Source organism: Nafulsella turpanensis ZLM-10, from assembly GCF_000346615.1.
GTDB classification, from domain to species: Bacteria; Bacteroidota; Bacteroidia; order Cytophagales; family Cyclobacteriaceae; genus Nafulsella; species Nafulsella turpanensis.
Genome location: NZ_ANNU01000036.1, coordinates 48,468 through 73,030 on the forward strand (window position 1 = coordinate 48,468; position 24,563 = coordinate 73,030).

Here is a 24,563-nt window from a genome sequence, read left to right on the forward strand (position 1 = left end):
TTATTCTTAAGCTGTAAAGTAAGCCTGAAGCGATCCTAGCAGATTTTCGTCGGCTTGCAGGTCCTGCACAATACGCCCCTTTTCCAGGATAACGATCCGCTGGCAAACTTCGGTGATATGGTTGAGATCATGACTGGAAATCAAATAGGTTATCGGGCGCCTGCCGCGTTCTGCATTCAGCAGCTTTTTAAGGCGAATCTGAGAGCTGGGATCGAGATTTTCGAAAGGCTCATCGAGCAGCACCAGCTCCGGCTCTCCCATTAAGGCAGAAGCAATGCCTACCTTCTTTAAGTTGCCTTTCGAGAGGTCGCGGATATATTTATACTTCCCCAGCACTTCTCCATTAAAGAACTCATCAAAGCGCCCCAGGTATTCAGCCACTCCTTCGGGTCGCAACCCATGCAGGCGCCCGATAAACTGGAAATACTCTTCGGGCGTAAGATAATCAATCAGGAAGTTCTCGTCGAGGTAAGAGCCGGTAAAGCTTTTCCAGTCGTCCCGTCCATGTACTGGCTCTCCTTTCATTTGTACAGTACCGCTTGTGGGGCGTATCAGGTCCAGAATAGTACGAAAGAGGGTGGTTTTTCCCGCACCATTGTTTCCAACCAGTCCAAATGATTCTCCTGCCGGAATACTGAGCACCTGTACATCCAGCACCTGGGTTTTGCCGTAGCGTTTGCTTAGGTTGTTTATCTGTATCATCTTAATTTTCGTTTCTGAAAGAGTGAGAGATTTGATACTTTTTGCTTTCCACCCTTCGGGTGGATAAGGCCAGCAGGCGGCGATGGAAAAGCAAACCAATCAGGCCCATTCCACCTAGAGCTGTAATGCCGAGTGTAGGATTATCAAAAATGGCGAAAGGGATATAGACGGCGTATGGCAACCCGATGATAGGAATGGCCATCAGCCATTGAGCAGCTCCCAGGCCTTCATAATTCATCATACTGCCTTTACTCAGGTTTATCTTTTTAGGGGCCCACATGCTCAGGTTCATCACCACAAACATATTCACCCCCAGGTTAAAGAGCAGCATCATGGTATTGATGTAGAGCACTTTCCAGCCAAAGTAAACGTAAGGGATGGCCAGCACAAAGGTCAGGAGTCCCACCCCCACCATGAGGTAGTACTTTGCCTTTACATAATCGTATGCGGTTATAGGTTTTGTAAGGAAAAAATCAAAATGCCCACTGTTCCAGCTAAAGAGGAGCTGTCCGTAATTCATCATAAAAATTCCGGTAATGAAGATGCCCACAAAGATTAGAAAAGCCTGCATATCATTCAGGTAATCAGGATTTGTGTAAAATATTAACCCGTAAAAAAGGAAAAAAGAAGAAAGCATCAGGATGGAACGGCTCCGCTTATGCCGGAGAATTAAGCGTATTTCCAGCCCTATCAGCTCCCCTGCCAGGCCCAGCCTTTGCAGCAGACCTAAAGCCGGAACCTGCTGTATCTTTTCCGCACCCTGTCTTCCCCAGTCTTCGGGATAGGAATGGCGAAGGAGGAAAAAGAGGTTGAGCACATAGGCAAAAACAAGTCCGGCTGCCAGCACCACGGGCAACCAGGATAAGCGGGCGGCCATTTCAAAGAAAGGCGCTGTCATTTTGCCCAGGCTAAACCAATCCATGTACTGGCTAAAGGCGGACAGGGCAACCAAGCCAATCAGCAGGCCGGTGCCCAATGGCTTGTCGTCGAGATGCTTTTTGAAGATGAACATGCCATTATGGATAAGAAGGGAAAGCAGGACCATACTACCCCACCAGGCCCAGGCAGAGGAACCGCCCAGCTGTGGAACAAGAACGTGCAGGGTATAAGGAAGAAAGAATATAGCTGAAAGAAAGTTAAAGGGGTGGACGTAAGAACGCAGGAGGATAAAGTGCATCAGGGATTTACGGCCAACGGGCAAATGGATGTATTGCTGCAGGTCCAGCACCGGCAAACTTTGCAGAAAATACCGCATGAGGACTTCGGTCGTAAAATAGTAAATCAGCAGCTGGCAAAGGTAGGGGAAAGTATTTTCTGTGTTAAAAAACTGCTGCAGGAGACTGTCCAGCAAAAAGGCTGCTGCCAGGAAATAAGAACCAAACAACAGACATAAAAACCCGAGGAAAATAAGCGTAGCCATATTCCTTGAAAAGGAAGCGGAGCGCATAAACTTCAGGTAAGCATGATGAACCAGTGTAGCAAACATAGTACTAATTATTTTAAACCATCCAAGATAAAGATGGACTGGAAGGATAGCAAGAGAAATTTTAGGTAGTGCGCCATAAATAGGATGAGCGGTAAAGTACTGGTTCCTCAAAAGGACAGCCTTGTCAACTAATAACCATTTCTCCGGATTTATTTTAGACAAATGACTTCATAAAGAAAATTATTAATGGGGAAGCCTTAAGCTTATTAAAATCCTGTAAAACTTCATTCGTGTTCTTTCAAAAATTCTTCCATTTGTATCTTCTCAGCTCAAATAGACATTTTTTCCTCTCTCCCCACAAAACCCTTCCCTCATTCTTTCGTGTACTACTTATAAAGGGTTGTTTTTCAGCCTTTTAACGATTGATTTTTTGATACCAATTTTAAACAGGAGAACAAAAAAATGAAAGACAGGGAGCCAACAGATGCCAGACAACAAAATTTAAGTGGACAGCAGGAGCAAAAGAAAACTTTTAGCCCTTCCTCCGCTGCACGGCAACCGGAGGCAAACCAGTCGGAGACCTACCCGGTGATAGAAGAAAAACTACAGGTTGGCAAAAAGCAGGTGGAAACCGGCAGCATTAAACTGCATAAAAGAGTAACAGAAGAAGACGTAAATATTGACCTCTCTCTTGAACATGACGAAATTGATGTGGAACGGGTAGCAGTAAACCAGTACGTAGAGGAGGCACCCCCGGCAATCCGGCATGAAGGAGATACGATGATTATTCCGGTACTGCGCGAAGAGATTGTAAAGCGCCTGGTGGTAGTTGAAGAGCTACATATTACCCGACGTAAGAAGCAGGAAGAGGTACACGATACCATAAAGCTTAAAAAAGAAGAAATAGAGGTAGAGCGAAATAGTAATAATAACTCCAGCTCTCCTACCCCTCCCTCTCAACCGAAGTAGAATCACTGCGATTCCTTTAAATCAATTTTTTAATTTAAATACAAAATGTTATGAAACAGACAGTAATAGGAGTATATGAGAATGAAATGAAAGCCCGCGAAGCAAAGAAAATGCTTGAAAAAGAAGGCTTTAAGAAAGAAGATATTGACATTTCTCCGCGAATAGAAGGAGATGTAGCGGATAGAAACCACGAGCATGTAGACAACTTTTTCAGCTCTATGTTCGAGGATACCAATGAAGCCCGGAATTATTCCGAAGTAGCAAGAAGAGGCAGCGTAGTTACCGTCCATACCACCAGCATGGACCGTGCCGAGCGTGCCGCTGCTATTTTAGATGAAAACGGTGCCATTGATGCCAACGAACATGCCAGAAAGTACAAAAAAACCGATGATGTAAAAGGTACAGACAAGAAGTCTATTCCGGTAATTGAAGAGGAGCTGGAAGTTGGTAAAAAAGAGGTAGAAACCGGTGGTGTTCGCCTGCGCAGCCGAATTGTGGAGCGTCCGGTCGAAGAGAAATTACGCCTGCGTGAGGAGCACGTAGAAGTAGAGCGTAAACCTGTAGACCGTAAGGCTACCGAAGCCGACTTCAAAAACTTCGAAGAAGGAACCATTGAGGCTACCGAACGTGCAGAGGTACCTGTAGTAGGTAAGGAAGCCCGCGTAGTCGAAGAGGTAAAACTGAAGAAAGAAGTAAACGAACGCAAGGAAACTGTCCGTGACCGTGTGCGTCATACTGAAGTAGAAGAAGAAAAAGTGAAAGCGGACAAAAAGCGAAAAGACGAGAGAGTCTAAGAATTAGCACTCTAAGCTAAACCTAGCTTTAAAGCGACGGCTGTTCATTCAGCTGTCGCTTTTTTTATTTTAACAGCATTTTCCAATCTCCCCTTTTACCTTCCCCCTCTCTCTTTCAAAATAAACCTTTTTTTAGTGAAACAGGCGTTCGTTGAAATTAAATGGTAGTACCTCCAGCACCTTTACCTGCGGGAAATCCGGGTGTAATGGGTTAAGAAGATAATTAAACTCCCCCTGCACCAGGGCAGACGGCACTTTTATCAGCAGGCACTCCTTTGCCTTCAGCAGGCTATCTCCCAGAGTCTTCGTTTCCTTTCCATGCGGGTAACGCTTCCACCCTTCAGGCAATATTTCCGGCTTTATTTCACAGGGAGTAGTCTCTATATCGGGTGCCTCAATAATATTCAGCACATAGCCCTCCGGAATAAAACCCGGAGGGGCATAGGCAATCATTTCCGTTACAGCCAGGGCTCTGTTTTCGGCAGTGTACACCACCGGCACCCCTTTACTGTTCCAGCGGCCACCAAACAATTCGGCTCCTTTACCCGAAAGGTCTCCCCCATGCTCTTTCCGGCTAAAGCGATAAAGAATCATGCAAATACGCCGTATTCAATCTGCCCCAGTGTATTATCGACCAGTTCAAGTCCAAAACTGGTATCGAGCAGCGACTTGGGCTTTACCCCTCCCACGGCCATAATGCGCACATCCAGCCAGTCCCTAAACTTCTCCTCGTCACGAAAAACTTCTGTTCCCTTCTGGTAAAGCTGGGTTATACGAATGACCTTATCGGAGGCCGTTGTGCCAAGGCTTTTATTTTCCTTCCGAATACGGATGAGCGTGCGCTCCGACACCCCCAGAAAGCGGGCCCATTCCTGCAGGCTGAACGGCAGCCTGCCAATAATCTCCTCAAAGGTAGCGGCTTCGAGTCCTTCCCTGCTCAACTGAATCAATTCATCCAGCGATATATTTTTAAACAAAGGCAATCCCATAGCTGACAATTTTCTTAAAATTAATGACAATTTTCATTATAACAAAGAAAAGCTGTGAGTGGTTTGTTCCAGGCACCTTTTAGGCGGCCTTTTTGTTATTCCTGCCATCTGCTTGCAAATCAGCCATAGAGTACCTATGTTACAACTTAAAACAGATTTGCACCTGAACAAAACTGATAGATAGCGCCCTGAACAACATGAAACACCCGATCCGCAAACTACTGCTTCTGCTAATGGCTGCTCCACTCCTTAGCCATGCCCAATCGACTGACATTTACTTCACCCTCGACCCGGTACTTACTCCCGATGCCGGGAGCATCATCTTCAATTACGAAGGCGACCTCTGGCAGGTGCCGGTAACAGGAGGTAGCGCCCTCCGGCTCACTGCCATGGAAGGGGAAGAAAGCAGGCCCAGTGTATCGCCAGACGGCCAGTGGCTGGCCTTTACCAGCGAGCAGTATGGCAATAAAGATGTTTTTGTAATGCCCCTGCAGGGAGGTGAAGTGGTACAACTTACCTTCCATGAAGCTACCGATGAGGTAGAAAGCTGGAGCTGGGACAGCCGGGAAATCTATTTTACCTCTGATCGCTATAACCGCTACAGCGGCTACCATGTCGGCCGTGAGGGAGGAACTCCTAAAAGGTTATTCGACCACTATTTCAATACCGTTCATAATATTGCCATTCACCCTGCCACTCAGGAGGTTTACTTCAATGAATCATGGGAAAGCAAGAGTTTTGCTCACCGTAAGCGCTATAAGGGAGACTACAACCCGAATATTAAAACCTATAACCCGTTAAGCGGAGAATACAGAGAACTCACCAGCTACCGCGGCAAGGACTTTGGCGCGACCATCGATAAAAACGGCAGGGTCTATTTTAAGTCAGATGAAGCCAATGGGGAGTACAACCTTTATACCTTTGAAAACAGCCAGAAAAAGCAGCTTACCAGCTTCCCTTCCTCCATTATGTGGCCAAAGGTTAGCGCCAATGGCGAAAAGGTAGTGTTCCGGAAAGATTACCAGATTTATGTATATGATGTAGCAAGCGGACAAACCACCAAACCGGACATTCGGGTGTTCAAGAACTCAAGCCTCGACCGGCAGCAAACTTTTAATGTAAAAAGCGATATCGCCAGCTTCGACCTGTCGCCGGACCAGAAAAAGATTGCCTTTGTATCGCGCGGAGAGCTGTTTATTACGGACCCGAAAGGGAAATTTGTACAGCAAATTTTTACAACGCCCAATAAGGCAGTAGGGGAAGTAAAATGGCTCAGCGACAACCGCACCCTTCTCTTTACCCAAACCGCTGGCGGCTATTATAACTGGTTTACCATTGCGGCCGATGGCTCCGCCCCTGAAAAGCAGATTACCTTCGATCAGCAGAATAACCGTCAGCTCACCTTTAACAGCGACAGAAGCCAGGCTGTATACCTTAGCGGAAGGAATGAAGTTCGCATCATGGATCTCGAAAATTTCAAAAGCAACACTATTGCACGGGATGAACTCTGGGGCTTCTATAACTCTAATCCCTATTTCTCGCCCGATGATGAGTATGTTACCTACACTGCCCACCGCCATTTCGAGAACGATATTTTTGTATATCATATCGATTCCAAAGAAAGCTTTAACCTCACGCACACCAGGGTAAATGAAGGCCAGCCCTACTGGTCGCCCGACGGAAAGTATCTCTATTTTTCCTCCGACCGCATAAACCCCGGCTACCCGTATGGCACTAAAAACGCCAAAATTTACCGCATGGCACTCGACAAATACGATGCTCCCTTCAGATCAGACAAAGTAAGCGAGCTGTTTTCAGAGAAAAACAGTGAGGGGGCGAAAGAAAGTGATAAGAAGAAAAAAGAGAAAGACGCGGCCCCTGAGAAGCCCGAATTGAGTATTAACCACTCAGGACTTATGGAGCGACTCGAACAAATAAGCCCTTCTTTCGGACAGCAGTTTGCTCCTTATGTGGTACAGGAAGGTGACAAGACCATGGTATTTTACCTTTCCGACCATAAGGAAGGTAACTCTCACCTGTATAAAACCAGCCTGGAACCCTTTGAGGAAGCTAAAACCGAGCAAATTGGAGAAGAGGAAGTGCATTCTTACCAGATAGCAAAAGCCGGCGACAGCTTTTTTATCCTGGCCAACGGTTCCATTTATACGCTCGATAACAAGAACAATAAGGTAGAGGCACTGCCCGTTAGCCACACCTTCAGCAAGACCCTTTCCCACGAATTCGAGCAAATGTTTTATGAAGCATGGGCCGGCATGGAAGAAAACTTCTACGATGAAAACTTCCATGGCCAGGACTGGCAGGGGTTGAGAGACCGCTATGCTGCTTATATCCCCCACATCAGCCGGCGCGAACATTTAAGACTCCTTCTGAACGATATGATGGGCGAACTGAACACTTCGCATTTCGGCTTCCGCTCCAGTGGTGCAGAGGAGGAAACTTATTACGGAACCCGCTCGATTGCCACCGGTATTTTGTTTTCGAATGAAGCCCCTTATACCGTAAGCCGAATTGTAAAGCAGAGTCCGGCCGATGTGAAAGAAAAAGACATTCTACCCGGCGACCGTCTGGTGGCTGTAAATGGCATAGCCGTTCATCCTTCTGTAAACCGCGAAAAATACTTTTCCGCTCCTTCGCTGAGCGATGAGGTGTCGCTCACCTTCGAACGAAATGGCAAGCAGAAGGAAGTGAAGCTACATACCACTACCTACGGAAGCCTTTCGGACCTCCTGTACGATGAGTGGCAGGATGCTAACCAGGAGTATGTTAACCAGCAGGCCGGCAATCGTATTGCCTATGTGCATATGAAGAATATGGGTGGCGGGGAGTTGGAGCAGTTTATGCATGACATGGTTTCCGAAGCGGCCTATCGCGACGGGCTTATCCTGGACCTGCGGTATAATACCGGCGGAAATGTACATGATGATGTGCTGCGTTTTCTGAGCCAGAAGCCCTACCTGCAATGGAAATACCGCGAAGGGGCCCTAACCAGCCAGTCTAACTTCGGACCATCGGTAAAGCCTATTGTGCTGCTAATCAATGAGCAGTCGCTCTCCGATGCGGAAATGACCGCCAATGGATTTAAGGAGCTTGGCCTGGGTACGGTTGTAGGCACAGAAACCTACCGCTGGATTATCTTTACCACCGGCGAATCACTGGTCGATGGCTCCTTTTACCGTTTGCCTTCCTGGGGCTGCTATACACTCGATGGCAGAAATCTGGAAACAGAAGGCGTTAGCCCGGATGTGTATGTTGGGAAAAACTTTAAAGACCGACTCAGTCACCGACAGCCACAGCTGGATAAGGCCATTGAAATCATCCTGAAGGATTTAAACAAAGAAGAATAAATGCAGCAGCAATCTTTAGGAGACGTGTACCTCCGGAAGATTAATCCATGCTCGCTTAGCAGGATAAGAGCAGAAAGAGGCCGGCTACATGAAACCGGTCTCTTAAGCTTTCCGACGAGCAACTTCTATGTTCAATTTAAAATATTATTTTTTAAACTTATCAAACAGGCAATTGATGAAAACCCCAAACCCTCCCAGTCACAGCTTTCAGCATAAGCTAAAAGTACAGGATAGTGATATCGATGAGATGGGCCATGTAAATAATGTCGTTTACCTCCGCTGGGTGCAGGAGGTGGCGCAGGCACACTGGCAGTCGGCCCCAAGCCACCTTCAGGAGCAATATGCATGGGTGGTGCTGAGGCACGAAATTGATTATCGTCAGCCCGCCCTTCCGGAAGAGGAGGTTGTTGGCTATACCTGGATTGGAACCCACAGCGGGCCCAGGATAGAGCGCTACGTCAGCCTTTATAAAGCAGCAACCAACGAGCTGCTGGCGGAGGCTAAAACAAGCTGGTGCCTGCTGGACGCCGAAAAACACCGCCCCAGGCGAATTGATGAAGAATTGCTGCAGGCATTTTCTTGACTCCCCTGCTGCTTAACCATCTGGTCATAATTATATTTTCTCCTTATTGTTATGAAAACTTATTTACTCCCTCCTCTCCTTCTTTTGCTCATTGCAGCCTGCCAGCCTGAGCCTGCTACAGATAAAGCAGCTGAAGTGGTGAACCAGGCCATTGAAGTGCATGGCGGAGATGCTTTTGAAGAAAATGCAAAGCTGGCATTCGAATTCAGGGACCGCACTTATATGTATCAGCGCAATGGCGGCACCTTCGAATACCGAAGGATATTTACCGATAGCACGGGGGAAGCGATAACCGATATTCTTAATAATTCAGGCTTTGTACGACTGGTAAACGGCGACACCGTACAATTAGCAGAGGAGCGGCAACAAGCCTACAGCAGTTCAGTAAATTCTGTCATCTATTTCGCACTGCTCCCCTACCGGCTAAACGATGCTGCCGTACAGAAGGAATACCTCGGACAGGTAGAAATAGAAGGAGAGCCGTATGATAAGGTGAAAGTAACCTTTGCGGAAGAAGGTGGCGGGGAGGACCATGAAGATACCTTTGTTTACTGGTTTCATGCCAATGAACATACCCTGGACTACCTGGCTTACCAGTTTCACACAGATGGCGGTGGATACCGCTTTCGTAAGGCCTACAATCCAAGGCAGACAGGAGGCATACTATGGCTGGATTACATCAATTATAAGCCGGAAGTCTCAAAATTAGCAGTAGAGGAGATGGATAGTCTGTTTGCGATTGGCAAACTGGAAGAACTATCCCGGATTGAGCTCGAAAATATTCGGGTAATTGAATAGCAGCCTCCATTCTTTTATTTACCTGCCATAAATCAGGTACAGGCCTACATTGTCTTTACGCTCTCTCTTTCCGGCAATTCTACAAAGCAGGAGTAATGGAACAATGGTTGGTACATACCGGTAAATAAGCCGGAGAAAACCATTCCGCTTCTGTTTTATCTTAAAGCCAGCACCGAAATGTTCGTACTGCTGCTATATACCGGTTTTTCTGGCAAAAGAGCCACTCTCTCCTCTTTTCACCCTATTCAGAAAATAATACAGCACCAGGTATGGAATGTTTATGCTGAAGCAGAAAACATTTCGTTTACAACCACTTCTTTCGCTTAAAGTACCAGAGAAATGCAAGGGAGGAAATAATCATTAATAAAAGCGCAAATGGATATCCCAGCTTCCAGCCTAGTTCCGGCATATAGGTAAAGTTCATTCCATAGATACTGGCAATTAGGGTGGGAGGCATAAATATCACCGTTACTACCGTAAAAATCTTAATCACCTGGTTTTGCTCAATATTCACCAGACCGAGGAAAGTATCCTGCAGGTACTCCAGTCGCTCAAAGCTAAACTGTACGTGTTGTAAGAGGGAGTTGATATCTTTAAGAATGACACGCAGGCGCTCCTTCTCCGGATCTTCTATAAAGAAGCTTTTAATTAATGAAGATACCAGACGCTGCTTATCCACAATACTCTCCCGAACAAGAATGGTATTTTCCTGCAACTCGGTAATTTGAATAAGCACCTCTTCTTCTATGGATCTTTCCTTTACAAGCTTACGGCTGACTTTGTTGGTAGACCGCGTGAGGAGTTCTATAAAGTCTGCATCCAGGTCAGTTTGAGTTTCCAGCAGCAGCAGCCATATCTGGAGTGCACTATTTTTTACCGTAAAGGTTTTGAGCTTTCGCACCGTTTCCGCAAATGACTTCAGGTCACTGTGGCGCATGGTAAAAAGCACTCCATTTTTGAAAATAAAAGAAACCTGCCGTGTAAGGTAGGAGGAATTGTTTTTTATCAGGAAAGCACTATTTGCCTCGATTCCACCACTATCTTCAAAAAAGCGTGAACTGCTCTCAATTTCAGCCGCTTCCTGTGGCGTAAAAAATTCTATACCGAAGTGCTCTTCCACCCTTCGCTGCTCCTCTGCCGATGGCTCCTGGAGGTCGATCCAAATGGTTTTGTTCGAACCTTCATTCATTAAACTCTCTGGATCTTTCTCCCAGCACAGTTCATCTTCTTTAATATAGAAGTATCTGATCATGATTGTACAAAGCGAATTTCATTACTTATAAAAATATGCCTGCCTGGCAGAAAGCAGCTCTGAAACAGCATTGAAGCAGTTACAGGGCTTACGTACAGAACTCTTACTGCAGAAAATAAAAACGCATGTTGAGCATTTCTTTTTTACCAGACCAAAGCTGCCTTCAAGAAGGGTTTTATGCGACAGCGCAGACATCCTTCTGTTAAGCCCTCAGGTAAAAGCCCAACAGCCCCGCAGGATTCAAGCCACCTCCTCCAGCCTCAGGAAGGTCCGCTCCTACCAAATTAAGAACCGGGCATAAGCTATCACGGTTTAAATAAAAAATCCTCCCACTTCTGGGAGGATTTTTAAGCGAGGTCTCGAGCGGATTCGAACCGCTGTACGAGCTTTTGCAGAGCTCTGCCTAGCCACTCGGCCACGAGACCATTATCTTTATCGGGAGTGCAAACTTATTCAATCTTATCCGTTGAAGCAAACACTTTAGACAATAATTTACGCCCTTTTTATCATGCCTGCTTAAAACACTCATCGCCAGTCTTCTTCGACCCTTTCCTTGCGGAAGGACTCCTTATTTTAACAGCACCAGGCAAACTGCTTCCACCCTTACCTTCAGGATTTAAAAAAAAGCGTTACCCGATCGGGCAACGCTTTTTGTACTATTTTATATTAATTGCTTTCTTATTTTTCGTTGTCCTCGTCTTCTTTAGCGTTCTTGGCAGTCTGCTCAACTTTATCAGCATTGTCAAGAGTATCATCCGCTAATTCAGATTTTCCAGCGGCTTTTGGAGAAGATTCCTGGCTTCCGCCACCCGACATCTGCTCTTTCAGGTTCGCCAGGGCATCGAGGTCGCCAAGAGTAGCGCTGGAAGCATCCGGAGCGGCAGAAGCAGCTCTTTTCTTGGTAGCACCTGCACCACTGCTCTTAGGAGCAGCTTTCTTAGCGGTCGATTTCTTCACTTCTTCATCCTCGCGGTAGGTAGCAGTGTGAGAAAGAACGATACGCTTATCCTCTTTAGAGAACTCCATTACTTTAAAGTCCATGGTTTCGCCTACTTCAGCTTTGCCATCGTCTTCTTTCTGGAGGTTCTTGTTAAGGGCAAAACCTTCGATACCGTAAGGAAGCTCAAGCACTGCACCCTTATCATTTTTGCTGATGATGGTACACTTATGCTCAGAACCTGGCGTAAAGATGGTTTCGAAAGTATCCCATGGATTTTCTTCCAGCTGCTTATGGCCAAGTGCTAAACGCTTGTTCTCCACATCCAGCTCCAATACCTTCACTTCAAGCTCTTCACCTACTTTGATAAACTCAGATGGGTGCTTGATTTTCTTGGTCCAGCTCAGGTCAGATACGTGTACAAGACCGTCGATACCTTCTTCCAGCTCGATAAACAGGCCGAAGTTAGTCAGGTTACGTACAATACCGGTGTGTTTGGTACCAATAGCATATTTAGTAAGGATATCGCTCTTCGTCCATGGATCATCAGTCAGCTGCTTCATGCCCAGTGACATTTTACGATCCTCACGGTCAAGAGTCAACACGATAGCATCAAGCTCGTCGCCTACTTTAATAAAGTCCTGAGGATTGCGCAGGTGCTGGCTCCAGCTCATTTCACTTACGTGAATCAGTCCTTCAACGCCCGGCATAATTTCGAGGAATGCACCGTAGTCGGCTACATTAACGATTTTACCGCTTACTTTAGAACCAACCTGAATATCTTCTGTAAGAGAATCCCATGGATGAGGCGTCAGTTGCTTCATACCCAGCGAGATACGCTTCTTGTCGTCGTCGAAGTCGAGCACTACCACGTTCACCTTCTCGTCCAGGTTCAATACCTCTTCCGGATGGTTGATACGTCCCCAGCTGATATCGGTGATGTGCAGCAGGCCGTCTACGCCACCAAGGTCGATGAACACACCAAAGTTGGTCATGTTCTTGATTACACCTTCCAGTACCTGTCCTTTTTCCAGGTTTTCCAGAATCTGTGCTTTTTGTTTCTCCAGATCTTTCTCGATCAGGACTTTGTGCGAAACCACCACGTTGTCGTTCGAGTAATTAATCTTAATTACTTTCACTTCCATTTTCTTACCCACGAAAACATCGAAGTCGCGGATAGGCTTCACATCAATCTGAGAGCCAGGCAGGAACGCCTCTACTCCGTAAATATCAACGATAAGACCACCTTTGGTTCTTCTCTTCACTACACCTTCGATTACTTTGTCGTTATCGAGGGCATCCTGAATAGTTTCCCAGGCCTTAACGATTTTTGCTTTTCTTCTTGAAAGCACCAGCTGACCGTTGGCATTTTCCTGCTCTTCAATGAATACTTCCACTTCGTCGCCGAGCTTCAGCTCAGGCAAATCGCGAAATTCATTGACAGCCACAAGACCATCTGATTTAAAGCCGATGTTAAGGATAACATCGCGGTCGTTAATGCCAACAACCGTACCTTTTACTACTTCCTTCTCGGTAATAGTGGTAAGGGTGTTTTCGTACATTTGGGCGAGTTCCTCTTTTTTCTTTTTAGAGTACCCTTCTCCAAAACCTTTGGTTTCGAAGCTTTCCCAGTCAAACTCTTCTGGAGTATTTGCCATAAAAATTAGCAGCTCATTTAATTGCAACCGGCTCTAGAGCCATTAAACCGGCTGTTTTTAGTTTTACATAATTCCGGAAAACAATATTCCGGAACCCGCCCAATTGAACGGACTGCAAAAATAATAAAATGTCTACAGAATTGCATTTTTTATTTCAATTTTTCAGGCAAAAAACTTAGTTTGGCAGATTATATACTTGTTTTTACCTATTTATCCTCCAGGTCTTCTTTAGCATAAGCCTGCTACGACAGGAGATTAGCTGCTCCCCAAGGGAACATTCATGGAGGAAACAGGTATATACTCAGATACAGATTTAAGTTAAACGACCAACATTAAAACTATTTTTATGCTATGGAAGAACTGCTAACCGCCAGCGGGCTTGTCAGCTTTTTATCGCTTACCCTCATGGAAGTTGTTCTGGGTATCGACAACATTGTTTTTATTTCCATTCTTGTTGCCCGTCTGCCCGAGGAACAGCAGGGGAAAGGCCGAATGATTGGTATCGGGCTGGCACTCCTTATAAGGGTGGCCCTGTTATTTGCTATCGCATGGCTGATAGGCGCTTCGGAACCCCTGTTTGAAGTATTGGGTATGGCCTTCAGTATCCGTGACCTCATCCTGATTGCAGGAGGATTGTTTCTGCTGTATAAAAGCACCTCTGAAATACACCACAAACTGGAAGGCGAGGAAGAGTCTAATAAGGAGGTAAAAGTAGTGAGCTTTAGCGGAGTAATCACTCAGATTGTCCTCCTGGACATCGTGTTCAGCTTTGACTCCATTCTTACCGCTATCGGTCTTGTAGATGATATTATGGTAATGGTGATTGCCGTAATTATTGCCATGGGCGTAATGCTTCTGGCTGCGAAGTCTATCAGTTCCTTTATTGAAAAGCACCCTACCGTAAAAATGCTGGCACTCTCTTTCCTGCTCCTTATTGGCGTGATGCTGGTACTGGAAGGTTTTGAAGTGCACATTCCAAAGTTTGCCATTTACTTTGCCATCTTCTTCTCCCTCTTCGTAGAGTTCCTCAACATTAGAACAAAAAAGAAGAAAGATGCAAAGCCGGTTCACCTGCACCAGCAGTACAAGGAATAAGAATCAGATTATTTCTAACCTAAAGAGGCTGCCCTTTAACAGGGACAGCCTCTTTTTTTACACTGGGTGGGCAACTAAAATAAACGTTTAATATGGTTAAGACAGTAAAGAGCCTGGACAGAAATGCTTTACTACTATGATTTTATTCAACAGTAATGATTAGTGGCTGGTGGCAGAATAGGTCTCTTTCTGCGGCATTTGCTTATACGGACTTTTCTTTTCCAGTTCATGGAAGGTTTTGACAAACTCCCGGGCTACCGCCTGCCAGTCGTACATTCTGGCCGCTTTCTCCCGGGGAAAAGGCTTTACTTCCTCCCCTTCCAGAATGGATTTAAATACTTCCGCCCACTGTTCATAATCGAAGGGCTCGATAAGTTTACCACACCCATTCTTCTCCAGCTCTTCAGCCACATTGGCTATTTTGGTTATAAGAACAGGGGTACCACAGGCAATGGCCTTCATGGCAGCAACAGGCCCCCCTTCTGAGATGGAGGTATGGACGAAAAGATCCGAAGCACAATAATGCCTCCGCAGGTCGTCGCCTGTTAAATAGCCGACAAAGCGAATTTTATCCTGTGCCAGCAGGTCTTTTGCCTTTTCTTTTAAATAAGCTTCATATTCCGGTGTGCCATGACCGGAGACCAGCAGCAGGAAATCGTACTGTTTACTAAGGGGGGTCAGTACCTCCATTAGCTTGTCGAGCTGTTTAATAGGAATCAGCAGTGAGGAAGTAAAGAAAATTTTCTTGTCCGCAGGCAGGTTCAAGGCTTTACGGGCTTCCTGCTTTTCCATTGGTTTCCACACATCGAACTCACAGCCGGAAGTAAGCTTTTCAATCGGACCATCGTACATTTTTTCAAGGTCATCGAGGTAAAAGCTGTTTTGTACCATTACCGAGTCAATGTTACCGATAAGCTTTTTAACTTTCAGGTGTTTCAGGTAATAACTAAGAGCAGCCGGCACATTTTTCCTGACTTTAAATATCTGGTTTTTGGGCAGGTACAGCGTCCCCCTGAAAGTCTGCAGAATGGGTAGCTCCGGGCACTTTTCCAGAATTTCAAGATTGATGTGACAGAAGTCGCCATTCAGGTTTATGATTACCGGATGCTCCTGTGCATATTTTTTCAGAAAACTGATCAAAACCCGCGAAGAAATAGCTTTACGCAGCTTTAACCCATGCAGTTCATTTACATCTTCTGCCGGAAAAAGCCGATGCACCAAACCATCCTCAAAACGGTGGCTGTACATTTTATCAGCCCGGTAATCCGGCTGCCAAACCTCATACTCAAATTCGTCTGTTACTTTTAGTATTTCCTCTCCCAGTTTATCCGGAATTTCATTTCGGTATATTCCAACCCATTGCCCGTCGGGGGTATCCCAGTTAACTTTCGGGCGTGGCTTATCCTGCAGGTAATCGTAGTCCGGCTTGTGCGGGAGAATATTGATTATGCGTGTCTTCATCAGCTAATTAATTAAGTGCTTTCACAGTCCCTCACACCTCCTGTAACGGACACGGAAAGTCTGTAGAGAAAGCGGCAGAGCAAAGAGATTAATTTAATTCATTACCCCTTGCCTCTTAACGGGCCAGCACCATTAATGAAAAGCCACCCATTAACTTTACTGCAAAATCTTCATTGGCGCCAAACAATAGTTTGCGTGGCAATTTGGCAAGCTTACTCTTAAAGGTTTTACGTGGCAGCTCCAGAGAATCGGCGGTATAGAAGTAATCCATTATCTCATAACCGGTATCTTCAAGGGTAGCCAGGGCAGTTTCTTTCGTGTAGTAGTTAATATGCCCTACCGTGTTGCGGCCAGTCATAAACTTGTCCTGCAGAATACCATTTATGGTAATATCGAGCGGAATGTGGAACACTTTATACTTCCCGCGACTCCGGAGCTTGCGCAGGAAGCTGAAAGAATCCTCCACGTGCTCGAACACATCAATAGCCATTACAATATCAAATTTCACCTTCGGGTCTTCCTCCAGCAGGTCTTTCAGGTGGAATTTTATGCGGTCATTCTCGCGGGATTTGCTCAGCTCATAAGCCTGGGGAGAAATCTCATAGCCTTCGAATTTCACGTCCTGCGGCATTTTATAGGAAAGCTGCTTCAGTATTTCACCGGCTCCGCAACCTACTTCACAAACACTGCTGTACTTCAGGTTATTTCTCTGGATAATTTTATAAATGTTGCCGGCTTTCCAGGGGGAATCGCTTACGTGCCAGTCCTGATTTTTTTTCAGGTACTCACCGGTTTCGTACATGTTGTCTTGTGCCATGATCATGAATAAATATTTAAAAAAGTGGTTGAATAGGTCAATGGAAAAATTTAAAGCCTCATGAAGCTTTTATACATCAGCTTGTTCTGGTTTCTACTGCTTGTTTAATATAAAAACAGGATACTGACCCCAGCGGCCCAGAACTGAAGGAAACTTATTCTCGAGCCAGTATATAAATGATGATACCTGGTTCCCGAACATCTTTTTCCTTAAAAAAGTATGGGAGAAGCTGCGGCTAATAGCGCTATACACTACCAAACGGGCATTATATTGTTTTTTAACATGTTTGGAAAACCAGTCATAGTTCTGTTGCTGTACAAACAAATCTGGTCGGTCTGCTGTTTTCGGCCCTACCATTTTATTTGCCTTCCCACGAATTTGCTTGTAAAAATTAAGCACCGGTTTCCAAATCTTGAAAGCGGCTTTCATGAGTTCAGAGTCTCTCCAGGAATAAACGATTACCGCCTGCTTCCCTGGCTTCAGCACTCTGTAAGATTCGGCCACTGCCTGTGTTTGCTGTGCCATAGGCACGTGATAAACGGTGTGCATGGAAATAACCGCATCTATGCAATGGTCGGCAATAGGTATGCAGGTCATATCTCCCAGTATAAAAATTCCCCTGCCATCTAGCCGGGCGGCAGCTTCCTTTACTGCCAGTATGGAAAAGTCCATACAAATCCTCAGTTTAAAGGATTGGGAATAAGTAAGGTATTCATCATTAGGAATGGCGCCGGAGGCTACATCAAGCAAATAATCTCCACTGCCCAGGTACTTATTGAGGCGAAGGTGGCAGCGGCTCCAGTATTTCTTGCTAACGGGCCGCCGATCTTCAAAAGTAACGGTATCTTTATAACTGCTGTCGTCTGATTTTTGCCAACCATAGTCGTCATAGAAGTCACGTACCTTCTTTTTATCATCAGCAAATTCCTCCGGTTTTACCTTCATGCCTTTCGTCGAGATGGCACTGTCTGGCAGCATTTCAGCTACATATCCATCGGTAACGGGGTACACATATACTCCATCGGTCGTTACAAGCGCCTCTTTCAGGGGTTCCTCAATTTTTTTTCCTTCCCTGTTCGAAATAGCTCCGGAGCGGATAGAATTATTCAGGCTTTCGAGCTCATCGGCAGTCATTTCCCTGATTTCTTCCCTACTAACAGGGCAGCGTAAATTAGGAATGAAATTGCGCAAATGTTGGTCCATATAAAAAATCGTTCTTTGAAAAAATTTTGCGTCGGTAGAGTAATAAGAAGTTGGAATCTCTGTCATACATAAAACAGCATGACCGGAAGTTCGATATAGATAACGCTGATTAATAAAGAAGGTTTTGAAGAGTGGAGAAAAGGATTTAATCTTCTTTTTCATTACCTGACCAGTTGTCTAATCATGGAAAGCCATGGGTGGCACAACAGAATAGCTCCTTCATTTAGAAACCTCCGCTTAAAAAAAACGTAAATCGTAGCCAGAACGTCATGCATTAACAGCTACTTTTGCCGGACTGTTGTAATGCAGTTAAAGTATTAGTATTTTAAACATATCCCAAGAAGGTCCCGTTAATAATTTAAGCACTGCCTTAACCATTTTTTTAAATGAACTTTAAATATTTTTTTGCGCCGTTTCTTGTCTGCCTTCTTATTGCCAGCCAGGCCAGAGGGCAAACAGCTATCGCAGATTTTAAGTTTGAAGACACTTCTGATGTGCCTGCTTCCCTGCTGAAGAATTCAGTGGATGGAAGGGAAAATGCGATAGGCATCCATGCAAATGCCAAAGGAAAAGATGGAGGCGTTTATGTTGTACAGGATCCTTCCACTGCCCAGGACGAAAATTTAGATTTGCAGGTTCCTCTGAGTTTAGTCAGTGGAGACACTACCCTTTACCTTGAGTGGGAAATTGCCATTCAGGAAGATAACGCATGGCTAATGAGTATTGCCCAGGAGGAAGAAGGTTTTATTTCCGGGATATACCATAATAAAGATAAGGGATTTAGAGTTCGGTACTCCACTCAGGCAGATGCCGGTTCCGAACCGGTACATTATGAAACCGGATGGCCGCAGGATGGGCAAGCCCCAATTATTCCGCCCTTGGAAACAGGCGTAGTTTCTGTAGTGGGGTTTTACTATAATAAGGATGAAGGAATTGCCTATTTATATGTAAATGGAGATATTGTGTGGCAAACTACCGATAGTGGCTTCACTCCTACTCCAGGAGCTAGCTTATACTGGCGCACAGACCAGGATTATTTTACTGTGGCAAGTGGAGCAAATGGCGGAGGCCAGGACACACCTTTTCTCTTTAACTTCCGCATTGCAACAGAAGCCTGTTATGTTGCTCCACCACAATTAGCTTCTGAAACAGTTAATATCTGCACAGGCGAAACCGCAACCTTAACTGCCTCTGGTGGTGAGGCTGGCAGCTACCGCTGGTACACCAGCAATGAACCAGATGCGGCACCCATTACAGATGAAACAGGAATGCCCGTGACGGGAGCAATCTATGAAACACCCAACCTGCAGGAAACAACAACTTATTATGTGGCCATTAAAGGAGAGGAATGCGACAGCTATAAAGAGGCTGTAGAAGTTATCGTGCAGGAAAAACCAGTGCTTAGTGCCGTAGAGGTTAGCCGTTGCGGCCCGGGAGAGGTAACAGTTACTTTTCCTGCTACGGATGATGGTACCTCCTATAACTGGTACAGCTCTAAGGATAAATCGACTTTACTGGAAAAAGGCTCTACTTCTTACTCCTTCACAGCAAATAGTGATACAGCTATTTACGCAATGGCTGTAAGAGGCTCCTGTACCAGTGGCGATCCGGAAAGAATTCCGATTAAGGTAAATCCCCTGCCAACCATCGACGCCGGGCCTGACCGAACTATTTTAAAAGGTGAGCGCGTTCAACTCTCTGCCCAATACGATGTGGATTCAATTAGCAGTGTTCAGTGGAGTCCTTCTGCCGGATTGGATGTAACCTCCTCACCAAGCCCCTGGACGGCTTCTACCAATACTATAACTTACACAATTACCGGCACCACTCCTGCTGGCTGTACCGTTTCAGACTCTGTCACTATAACCGTGATTGATGAGTTTCCTGTTACCAATGCTTTTTCTCCAAACCAGGATGGCCTCAATGATACATGGAAGATCCATAACCTCGACAGGAATTATCCGGATAGTGAAGTGATGGTATACAACAACTGGGGAAACCAGGTATTTTACTCCAAAGGCTATCCTTCCGAATGGGATGGAACCTTCAATGGAAAAGTGCTTCCTCCCGGCACCTATTATTACACCATCATTTTAAACGATACGCACGAACCGCTGAGGGGCTCCCTGATGATTGTAAAATAAATTTGTTGTGTCGCTTTATTTTCAGAAGCTCGGCTGAGCTGGATCATCATTTCATAATTCCCCGGCCGGATAATGCTGTACAAAACGGGTGAAGCATAAAAGGCTTCCCTCCTTCCTCAGATCAGGAGTTAAAAAAATTCACTCACTCGCTCAGGCCACCCTTAAATGTATGTACCTGCCCGGGGGAGCCTTGAAGTTTCGTACATGATGCCAGGTAGATTTTATTCCTGCAGTATGGCTAGCTACATTGCCTATACTTTCATCACCTGTCTTTACTCAGCATAAAAGGCTAAATATTCTTAAGCCTCTTCGATGAATAAGTCCTGACCGCTAATTGCTTTTTCGGAAAATCTTTACATACAGCAGATGGAAAGCTCAAGCAATTTTCTGGCTGATGTAGAAATGGAAGAACCCGTAACCCAGACGATAGGCGCAGATAAAACAAAAGCGCAGGAACCATAAATTTCTGCGCTTTTAAGGTATGGCAAAAGCAAATATTAATTAGTGCTGAGAACCTCTTGCTGATTCGACAATGTGTCGTTCTTTTGAGCAATCCGGCCGGGCAGGTCATGCAGGCGAAAGAGAATATATTCTTCATTCTCAAAGCTTGGCTTAACCATTTTCGATAGCTGCTCTAGTTCTTCCTTCGGCAGCTGCCCGAAATCGACCAGTTTGTAATAAAGCAGGTAATCGCCTTTACCCTCCATTACTTCGGCAATATTGGTTATCCGCAGGGCTTGTCGGTCGGCCATGAAAGCAAAGGTCCTGGGCTTCCAGAAAAGGACCTCTTCTCCAGGCTGTGTATTTTCTTTAATAAAAGCAAAAGCCTCCGCACTTGGGCTGTTGTAAGGCCCTTCTGCCATTCGCCTTTCCGGGTAGTTCGAAAGTGCCATGGTGGTAGTGCTAATAAGGAACATGCCTCCTACCAGCAGGCAAAACAGGGGAACAAGGGCAGGACGAACAAACTTTCTGCCGGGTGCCGAAGGCGTTAAGAAGCTCTTTTGTGCTTCCATCAGTCCTATAAAAACAAAATACAGGTAAAATGGCAATAAAGAAAAAATAAAGCGAAGACCCTGCACAGGGGGCCAAAGCACAAATATGAGTAAGCTGGCTGCACAATAAATAATGTAAAGGGCATCCGGCATTACTGTTAAGCGCCTCCAAATGCCCAGTAACAAAAATGGAATGGTAATGCCGTACAGGAGCATGGGAAAAAGTGCTCCTTCAAAAAAACTGGCTGGAAGTTCGGTATAGTACATCAGGTTCCATGCCAGTTTACCGGGCGTAAGTCTTGCCAGGAATGCCAGGTGAGAGCCGCTTCCACTTGGCAGCAAAAGGCCTTTTAGTATAAAGAAAACACTAAAACTAATGTATGGCAGAAGTTCTTTCCACTCCTTTTTAAAGGTCTGTCCAAAATGCTGCCGCAAGGGTAGGTACCATTTAAAAAGGTGTCCAAGCCCTAATACCCCCAGCAGTACAATTCCGTTGGTTCTTGTTAAGAAAGAGAAGAAAATAAGGAAGCCCGTGAGGATATAGGTCACCCATTTATTGATAAAAAAGGAACGGTACCCCAAGGTTTTTTCAATAAAAATAAGGCTTAACAAGGCAAAGAAGAAAAAGGGAACATCGGAGATAATGACATTATTAACCTGCACCAGGTGTGGGTTAAAAGCCAGAAGGGCTACCAGCAGCAGGCTATATCCATGGCCCAGCCGTGGAAGCATCAGGTGGTAAGCGGTTAACAGGGTTAGCAGAAAAAAACCGATAATAAGAATCTTCGCCGGCATTATAGCAAAACCTGTTACAGCTACCAGCGGAGCCAATAGCAAAGGGAATCCCCATGGGTAAAGGTGAGGCCCAATTTGAGGATTGGCTCCTGTACCCTGGGTGGAGTTGTTCATGGCATAACTGTTAAACGCCAGTAATTCTTCGCTGGTGCCATCGAGCAGGCTTTGGGCCTGACGAAGATAAAGAGCAAAGTCGCCGCCCCAGTCATGCCCCTGCTCTAAAGAAAAAAATGCCAATAATCCTGCTGTTAGCAGCATTATCAGCATCATAATATAAGCAGCTTTCTCTGTTAGGTAAAAGTTTGCTTTCATTCCATAAATTGTAATAGTAGAACCAAATTAAAGAGAGCTAACTTTCTTCTTAACCGGAATTTGCTGAGGAGCTCTGTCTTTAGGAATAGCTGTTTTAGCACCCGAAGCAGCAGGCTTTCTCATAATCGAGATCGGCTCCAGCTTTTTCACCTGTGGCTTGCTAAACAGGTTATAACGGGCGATACAGTAAAGAGCCCGAAAACCATCTTTCCAGTTAATCTTCTTTCCTTCTTCATAGGTACGGCCATAGTAAGAGATGCCTACCTCGTAAATCCTGATTTTAGGAATGCGGCTAATCTTAGCCGTAACCTCGGGCTCAAAACCAAAGCGTTTCTCCTGGAGATCAAGCTGCTGAATCAGGTCGGTACGGAACAGCTTATAGCATGTTTCCATATCGGTAAGATTCAGATTTGTGAACATATTGGAGAGCGAGGTCAGGAATTTATTGCCTATGGTATGCCAAAAGAACAAAATGCGGTGAGCGTTGCCTCCCATAAAACGGGAACCATATACCACATCGGCAAATCCATCGATAACAGGCTCCAGCAGCAGGTTAAATTCTTCCGGGTTATACTCCAGGTCAGCATCCTGAATAATCAGATAATCACCGCTGGCTTTTTGAATACCTGTATGTAGGGCAGCCCCTTTTCCTTTGTTCACCTCATGTTTGAAGTAGCGGATATTAACATCAGGATTATCATACATATACTGCTTTACCACCTCTTCGGTATCATCGGTAGAACAGTCATTTACCACAATAATCTCTTTCTTAATATCATGTTTCAGTCGAACGTTGGCAATTTTATCTAAGACCATAGATAAGGTTTTGCCTTCGTTATAAGCAGGTACTACAATCGATAAGGTAAAACTCTCCAGTTTAATCACATCCATCTCACATCGTTTTAGTTTTAAAAATTTATCCTTTGAATACAAAAAATTTCTTGGCAGAGTAATTGTATACTGCTACCATTCCTATGGCCAGTATTTTACTCAACTTCATATGCAATTCCATATTGTCGATCATCACCCACATTAGTAGCTGATTGAGCATTAAGGCTACTACCGATACGGCGACAAAAAAGCCAAATTCTTTTCCCTTGCTGTAGCGGCCGCTCTCGAAAACCCACCTTTGGGAAATGATATAGTTCACTAACAGGGCTACACTAATGGCAATAAAATTACCTGTCAGGTAGTGCAGGCCCGTAAAATCCACAAAGAAAAAGAAAAGCCCCATTTCAATACCGGCGCCAATGGCACCCGCTACGGCAAATCGGATTATTTGTGCATAGTCAGTTCCCTGGGGCATGTTCTATAAAGTTATCAGGCGATAAAATGTTTTCTCGAAAATTTCTTTTTCCTGATTCCCCAGGAAAGTGCCGACACCAATCCGGTAACTTTTCGGATGGCCACATCGAATCTTCTTTGTTTACAGCTCACCAGAAAGCCTTTAACTGTTTTCCCGAACTGGGTCCAGAAGTACCGGCGGAAAAAATCCGGTGACTTATGCTTCAGAATTACCAGCATCGGGTTTCGGGCATCGTAATAAGCTTTGGAGGCCGATTGCTTGCCAATGGTCATACTTTCTTTATGCCACAGTTTCGCATGAGGAGTGTACATTATTTTAAAGCCAGCGGCCTTACCTCTTGCCTGCCAGTCGTACTCTTCGGCCTGGAAAAAGAAAGTGGTATCGTACCCTCCTACTTCTTCATACAGCTCGCGGCTTACGAGCATAAAAATATCATCAATAAAAAAGCGCTCGCTTATCTCATCGTACTGGCCTCTGTCCTTTTCACGGCCACCAATGTGCTCTCCATTCCAGCGCACCGGGTCCTCGTATTTCCCTACCGTCTGCAGGGTATCGGGCTGGTCGTAGTAGTAGGCTTTACCCGTAACAAACCCTACTTTTTTATCCCGGCTGGCAACTTCCGTCAGAGCCGAAACAATATGAGCATCAGCTTTTACATCATTATTGGTAATGAGCACATAATCGGCTTTCTGCTGAACGAAAGCATAATCGAGCCCGAAATTAAAACCGCCGGAATATCCGCGGTTTTGCTCCAGCCGGATAACTCTGGCTTCGGGGAACTCACTTTCTACATATGCCTTGGTACCATCGGAAGAGCCGTTATCGATTACTACCACCTCAAAATTGGCATAATCGTTGGCTAAATAGGAGCTTACGGAGTCTTTAAGCAATTCCTTGCCATTATAGCTCAGGATAAGCACCATTACTTTTGGCATCTTCTGTACAGATTCTGTTGCCATAGATTA

General features: G+C 45.3%; 19 protein-coding genes, 1 tRNA gene and 1 pseudogene. 7 read left to right on the top strand and 14 right to left on the bottom strand.

The features are described 5' to 3' along the window. Positions 1-6 precede the first annotated feature (6 nt). Positions 7-702 (bottom strand): ABC transporter ATP-binding protein, encoded by a 696-nt coding sequence (locus F752_RS0114545; RefSeq protein WP_017732475.1) that lies wholly within the window; start codon positions 700-702, stop codon positions 7-9. A gap of 1 nt (position 703) precedes the next feature. Continuing rightward, positions 704-2,188 (bottom strand): DUF5687 family protein, encoded by a 1,485-nt coding sequence (locus F752_RS0114550; protein WP_017732476.1) that lies wholly within the window; start codon positions 2,186-2,188, stop codon positions 704-706. Positions 2,189-2,590: 402 nt separating this feature from the next. Here F752_RS0114550 and F752_RS24260 point away from each other — a divergent pair, with 402 nt between their 5' ends. Then, positions 2,591-3,097: a YsnF/AvaK domain-containing protein gene (locus F752_RS24260; protein WP_017732477.1), complete on the top strand. Its 507-nt coding sequence runs from the start codon at positions 2,591-2,593 to the stop codon at positions 3,095-3,097. 50 nt (positions 3,098-3,147) lie between these two features. Continuing rightward, positions 3,148-3,891 (top strand): YsnF/AvaK domain-containing protein, encoded by a 744-nt coding sequence (locus tag F752_RS0114560; RefSeq protein ID WP_017732478.1) that lies wholly within the window; start codon positions 3,148-3,150, stop codon positions 3,889-3,891. A gap of 132 nt (positions 3,892-4,023) precedes the next feature. On the opposite strand, the gene F752_RS0114565 is transcribed toward F752_RS0114560, so the two are convergent. Together F752_RS0114565 and parS are read right to left on the bottom strand one after the other, a co-directional pair. Continuing rightward, positions 4,024-4,485, bottom strand: a complete 462-nt coding sequence (locus tag F752_RS0114565; protein ID WP_017732479.1) for an RES family NAD+ phosphorylase — start codon at positions 4,483-4,485, stop codon at positions 4,024-4,026. Continuing rightward, the gene (gene parS / locus F752_RS0114570; protein WP_017732480.1) at positions 4,482-4,880 is read right to left on the bottom strand and encodes a type II RES/Xre toxin-antitoxin system antitoxin; all 399 of its coding nucleotides are present in this window, start codon (positions 4,878-4,880) and stop codon (positions 4,482-4,484) included. The genes F752_RS0114565 and parS overlap by 4 nt, the downstream gene beginning before the upstream one ends. A gap of 197 nt (positions 4,881-5,077) precedes the next feature. Here parS and F752_RS0114575 point away from each other — a divergent pair, with 197 nt between their 5' ends. The 3 genes from F752_RS0114575 to F752_RS0114585 all read left to right on the top strand — a co-directional run bounded on the left by F752_RS0114575 (position 5,078) and on the right by F752_RS0114585 (position 9,626). Then, positions 5,078-8,245 carry a S41 family peptidase gene (locus tag F752_RS0114575; RefSeq protein ID WP_017732481.1) on the top strand — a complete coding sequence of 1,056 codons (3,168 nt, stop codon included), beginning with the start codon at positions 5,078-5,080 and terminating at the stop codon, positions 8,243-8,245. Positions 8,246-8,420: 175 nt separating this feature from the next. Continuing rightward, positions 8,421-8,828: an acyl-CoA thioesterase gene (locus F752_RS0114580; RefSeq protein ID WP_017732482.1), complete on the top strand. Its 408-nt coding sequence runs from the start codon at positions 8,421-8,423 to the stop codon at positions 8,826-8,828. 51 nt (positions 8,829-8,879) lie between these two features. After that, the gene (locus F752_RS0114585; protein WP_017732483.1) at positions 8,880-9,626 is read left to right on the top strand and encodes a DUF6503 family protein; all 747 of its coding nucleotides are present in this window, start codon (positions 8,880-8,882) and stop codon (positions 9,624-9,626) included. 304 nt (positions 9,627-9,930) lie between these two features. Here F752_RS0114585 and corA read toward each other — a convergent pair whose 3' ends face one another. The 3 genes from corA to rpsA all read right to left on the bottom strand — a co-directional run bounded on the left by corA (position 9,931) and on the right by rpsA (position 13,473). Next, positions 9,931-10,815, bottom strand: coding sequence for a magnesium/cobalt transporter CorA (corA, locus tag F752_RS0114595; protein WP_160164117.1), 885 nt, complete (start codon positions 10,813-10,815; stop codon positions 9,931-9,933). Positions 10,816-11,232: 417 nt separating this feature from the next. Continuing rightward, positions 11,233-11,303: transfer RNA gene (locus F752_RS0114605), tRNA-Cys, on the bottom strand. 253 nt (positions 11,304-11,556) lie between these two features. Further along, complete coding sequence (rpsA, locus tag F752_RS0114610) at positions 11,557-13,473, bottom strand: 30S ribosomal protein S1 (RefSeq protein WP_026135757.1); 1,917 nt, start codon at positions 13,471-13,473, stop codon at positions 11,557-11,559. Between the two features lie 351 nt (positions 13,474-13,824). Here rpsA and F752_RS0114615 point away from each other — a divergent pair, with 351 nt between their 5' ends. After that, positions 13,825-14,568, top strand: a complete 744-nt coding sequence (locus tag F752_RS0114615; RefSeq protein WP_017732488.1) for a TerC family protein — start codon at positions 13,825-13,827, stop codon at positions 14,566-14,568. A gap of 159 nt (positions 14,569-14,727) precedes the next feature. Here the strand turns inward: F752_RS0114615 and F752_RS0114620 are convergent, their stop codons facing one another. The 3 genes from F752_RS0114620 to F752_RS25435 all read right to left on the bottom strand — a co-directional run bounded on the left by F752_RS0114620 (position 14,728) and on the right by F752_RS25435 (position 18,049). Continuing rightward, positions 14,728-16,029 (bottom strand): glycosyltransferase family 4 protein, encoded by a 1,302-nt coding sequence (locus F752_RS0114620; RefSeq protein WP_017732489.1) that lies wholly within the window; start codon positions 16,027-16,029, stop codon positions 14,728-14,730. Between the two features lie 115 nt (positions 16,030-16,144). Continuing rightward, positions 16,145-16,846, bottom strand: a complete 702-nt coding sequence (locus F752_RS0114625; RefSeq protein ID WP_040664678.1) for a class I SAM-dependent methyltransferase — start codon at positions 16,844-16,846, stop codon at positions 16,145-16,147. Positions 16,847-16,939: 93 nt separating this feature from the next. Further along, positions 16,940-18,049: a class I SAM-dependent methyltransferase gene (locus tag F752_RS25435; RefSeq protein WP_160164118.1), complete on the bottom strand. Its 1,110-nt coding sequence runs from the start codon at positions 18,047-18,049 to the stop codon at positions 16,940-16,942. A 386-nt stretch (positions 18,050-18,435) separates the two neighbouring features. Between F752_RS25435 and F752_RS0114635 the strand changes: the two genes are divergently transcribed. Continuing rightward, positions 18,436-20,193 (top strand): gliding motility-associated C-terminal domain-containing protein, encoded by a 1,758-nt coding sequence (locus F752_RS0114635; protein WP_017732492.1) that lies wholly within the window; start codon positions 18,436-18,438, stop codon positions 20,191-20,193. A 497-nt stretch (positions 20,194-20,690) separates the two neighbouring features. Here the strand turns inward: F752_RS0114635 and F752_RS0114645 are convergent, their stop codons facing one another. The 4 genes and pseudogenes from F752_RS0114645 to F752_RS0114660 all read right to left on the bottom strand — a co-directional run bounded on the left by F752_RS0114645 (position 20,691) and on the right by F752_RS0114660 (position 24,557). After that, positions 20,691-22,292 (bottom strand): hypothetical protein, encoded by a 1,602-nt coding sequence (locus F752_RS0114645; RefSeq protein ID WP_017732494.1) that lies wholly within the window; start codon positions 22,290-22,292, stop codon positions 20,691-20,693. Positions 22,293-22,454: 162 nt separating this feature from the next. Next, a pseudogene (locus tag F752_RS0114650) lies at positions 22,455-23,183 on the bottom strand (glycosyltransferase family 2 protein); the annotation flags it as partial. Positions 23,184-23,208: 25 nt separating this feature from the next. Further along, on the bottom strand, positions 23,209-23,598 hold the full coding sequence (locus tag F752_RS0114655) for a GtrA family protein (RefSeq protein WP_017732496.1): 390 nt from the start codon (positions 23,596-23,598) through the stop codon (positions 23,209-23,211). 14 nt (positions 23,599-23,612) lie between these two features. After that, positions 23,613-24,557 (bottom strand): glycosyltransferase family 2 protein, encoded by a 945-nt coding sequence (locus F752_RS0114660; RefSeq protein WP_017732497.1) that lies wholly within the window; start codon positions 24,555-24,557, stop codon positions 23,613-23,615. Between the last annotated feature and the right edge of the window lie 6 nt (positions 24,558-24,563).

Bases quoted from the DNA above. Each gene is read 5' to 3' on its own strand.
- F752_RS0114545 (WP_017732475.1), bottom strand. From the start codon at position 702: ATGATACAGATAAACAACCTAAGCAAACGCTACGGCAAAACCCAGGTG.
- F752_RS0114550 (WP_017732476.1), bottom strand. From the start codon at position 2,188: ATGTTTGCTACACTGGTTCATCATGCTTACCTGAAGTTTATGCGCTCC.
- F752_RS24260 (WP_017732477.1), top strand. From the start codon at position 2,591: ATGAAAGACAGGGAGCCAACAGATGCCAGACAACAAAATTTAAGTGGA.
- F752_RS0114560 (WP_017732478.1), top strand. From the start codon at position 3,148: ATGAAACAGACAGTAATAGGAGTATATGAGAATGAAATGAAAGCCCGC.
- F752_RS0114565 (WP_017732479.1), bottom strand. From the start codon at position 4,485: ATGATTCTTTATCGCTTTAGCCGGAAAGAGCATGGGGGAGACCTTTCG.
- parS (WP_017732480.1), bottom strand. From the start codon at position 4,880: ATGGGATTGCCTTTGTTTAAAAATATATCGCTGGATGAATTGATTCAG.
- F752_RS0114575 (WP_017732481.1), top strand. From the start codon at position 5,078: ATGAAACACCCGATCCGCAAACTACTGCTTCTGCTAATGGCTGCTCCA.
- F752_RS0114580 (WP_017732482.1), top strand. From the start codon at position 8,421: ATGAAAACCCCAAACCCTCCCAGTCACAGCTTTCAGCATAAGCTAAAA.
- F752_RS0114585 (WP_017732483.1), top strand. From the start codon at position 8,880: ATGAAAACTTATTTACTCCCTCCTCTCCTTCTTTTGCTCATTGCAGCC.
- corA (WP_160164117.1), bottom strand. From the start codon at position 10,815: ATGAATGAAGGTTCGAACAAAACCATTTGGATCGACCTCCAGGAGCCA.
- rpsA (WP_026135757.1), bottom strand. From the start codon at position 13,473: ATGGCAAATACTCCAGAAGAGTTTGACTGGGAAAGCTTCGAAACCAAA.
- F752_RS0114615 (WP_017732488.1), top strand. From the start codon at position 13,825: ATGGAAGAACTGCTAACCGCCAGCGGGCTTGTCAGCTTTTTATCGCTT.
- F752_RS0114620 (WP_017732489.1), bottom strand. From the start codon at position 16,029: ATGAAGACACGCATAATCAATATTCTCCCGCACAAGCCGGACTACGAT.
- F752_RS0114625 (WP_040664678.1), bottom strand. From the start codon at position 16,846: ATGGCACAAGACAACATGTACGAAACCGGTGAGTACCTGAAAAAAAAT.
- F752_RS25435 (WP_160164118.1), bottom strand. From the start codon at position 18,049: ATGGACCAACATTTGCGCAATTTCATTCCTAATTTACGCTGCCCTGTT.
- F752_RS0114635 (WP_017732492.1), top strand. From the start codon at position 18,436: ATGAACTTTAAATATTTTTTTGCGCCGTTTCTTGTCTGCCTTCTTATT.
- F752_RS0114645 (WP_017732494.1), bottom strand. From the start codon at position 22,292: ATGAAAGCAAACTTTTACCTAACAGAGAAAGCTGCTTATATTATGATG.
- F752_RS0114655 (WP_017732496.1), bottom strand. From the start codon at position 23,598: ATGCCCCAGGGAACTGACTATGCACAAATAATCCGATTTGCCGTAGCG.
- F752_RS0114660 (WP_017732497.1), bottom strand. From the start codon at position 24,557: ATGGCAACAGAATCTGTACAGAAGATGCCAAAAGTAATGGTGCTTATC.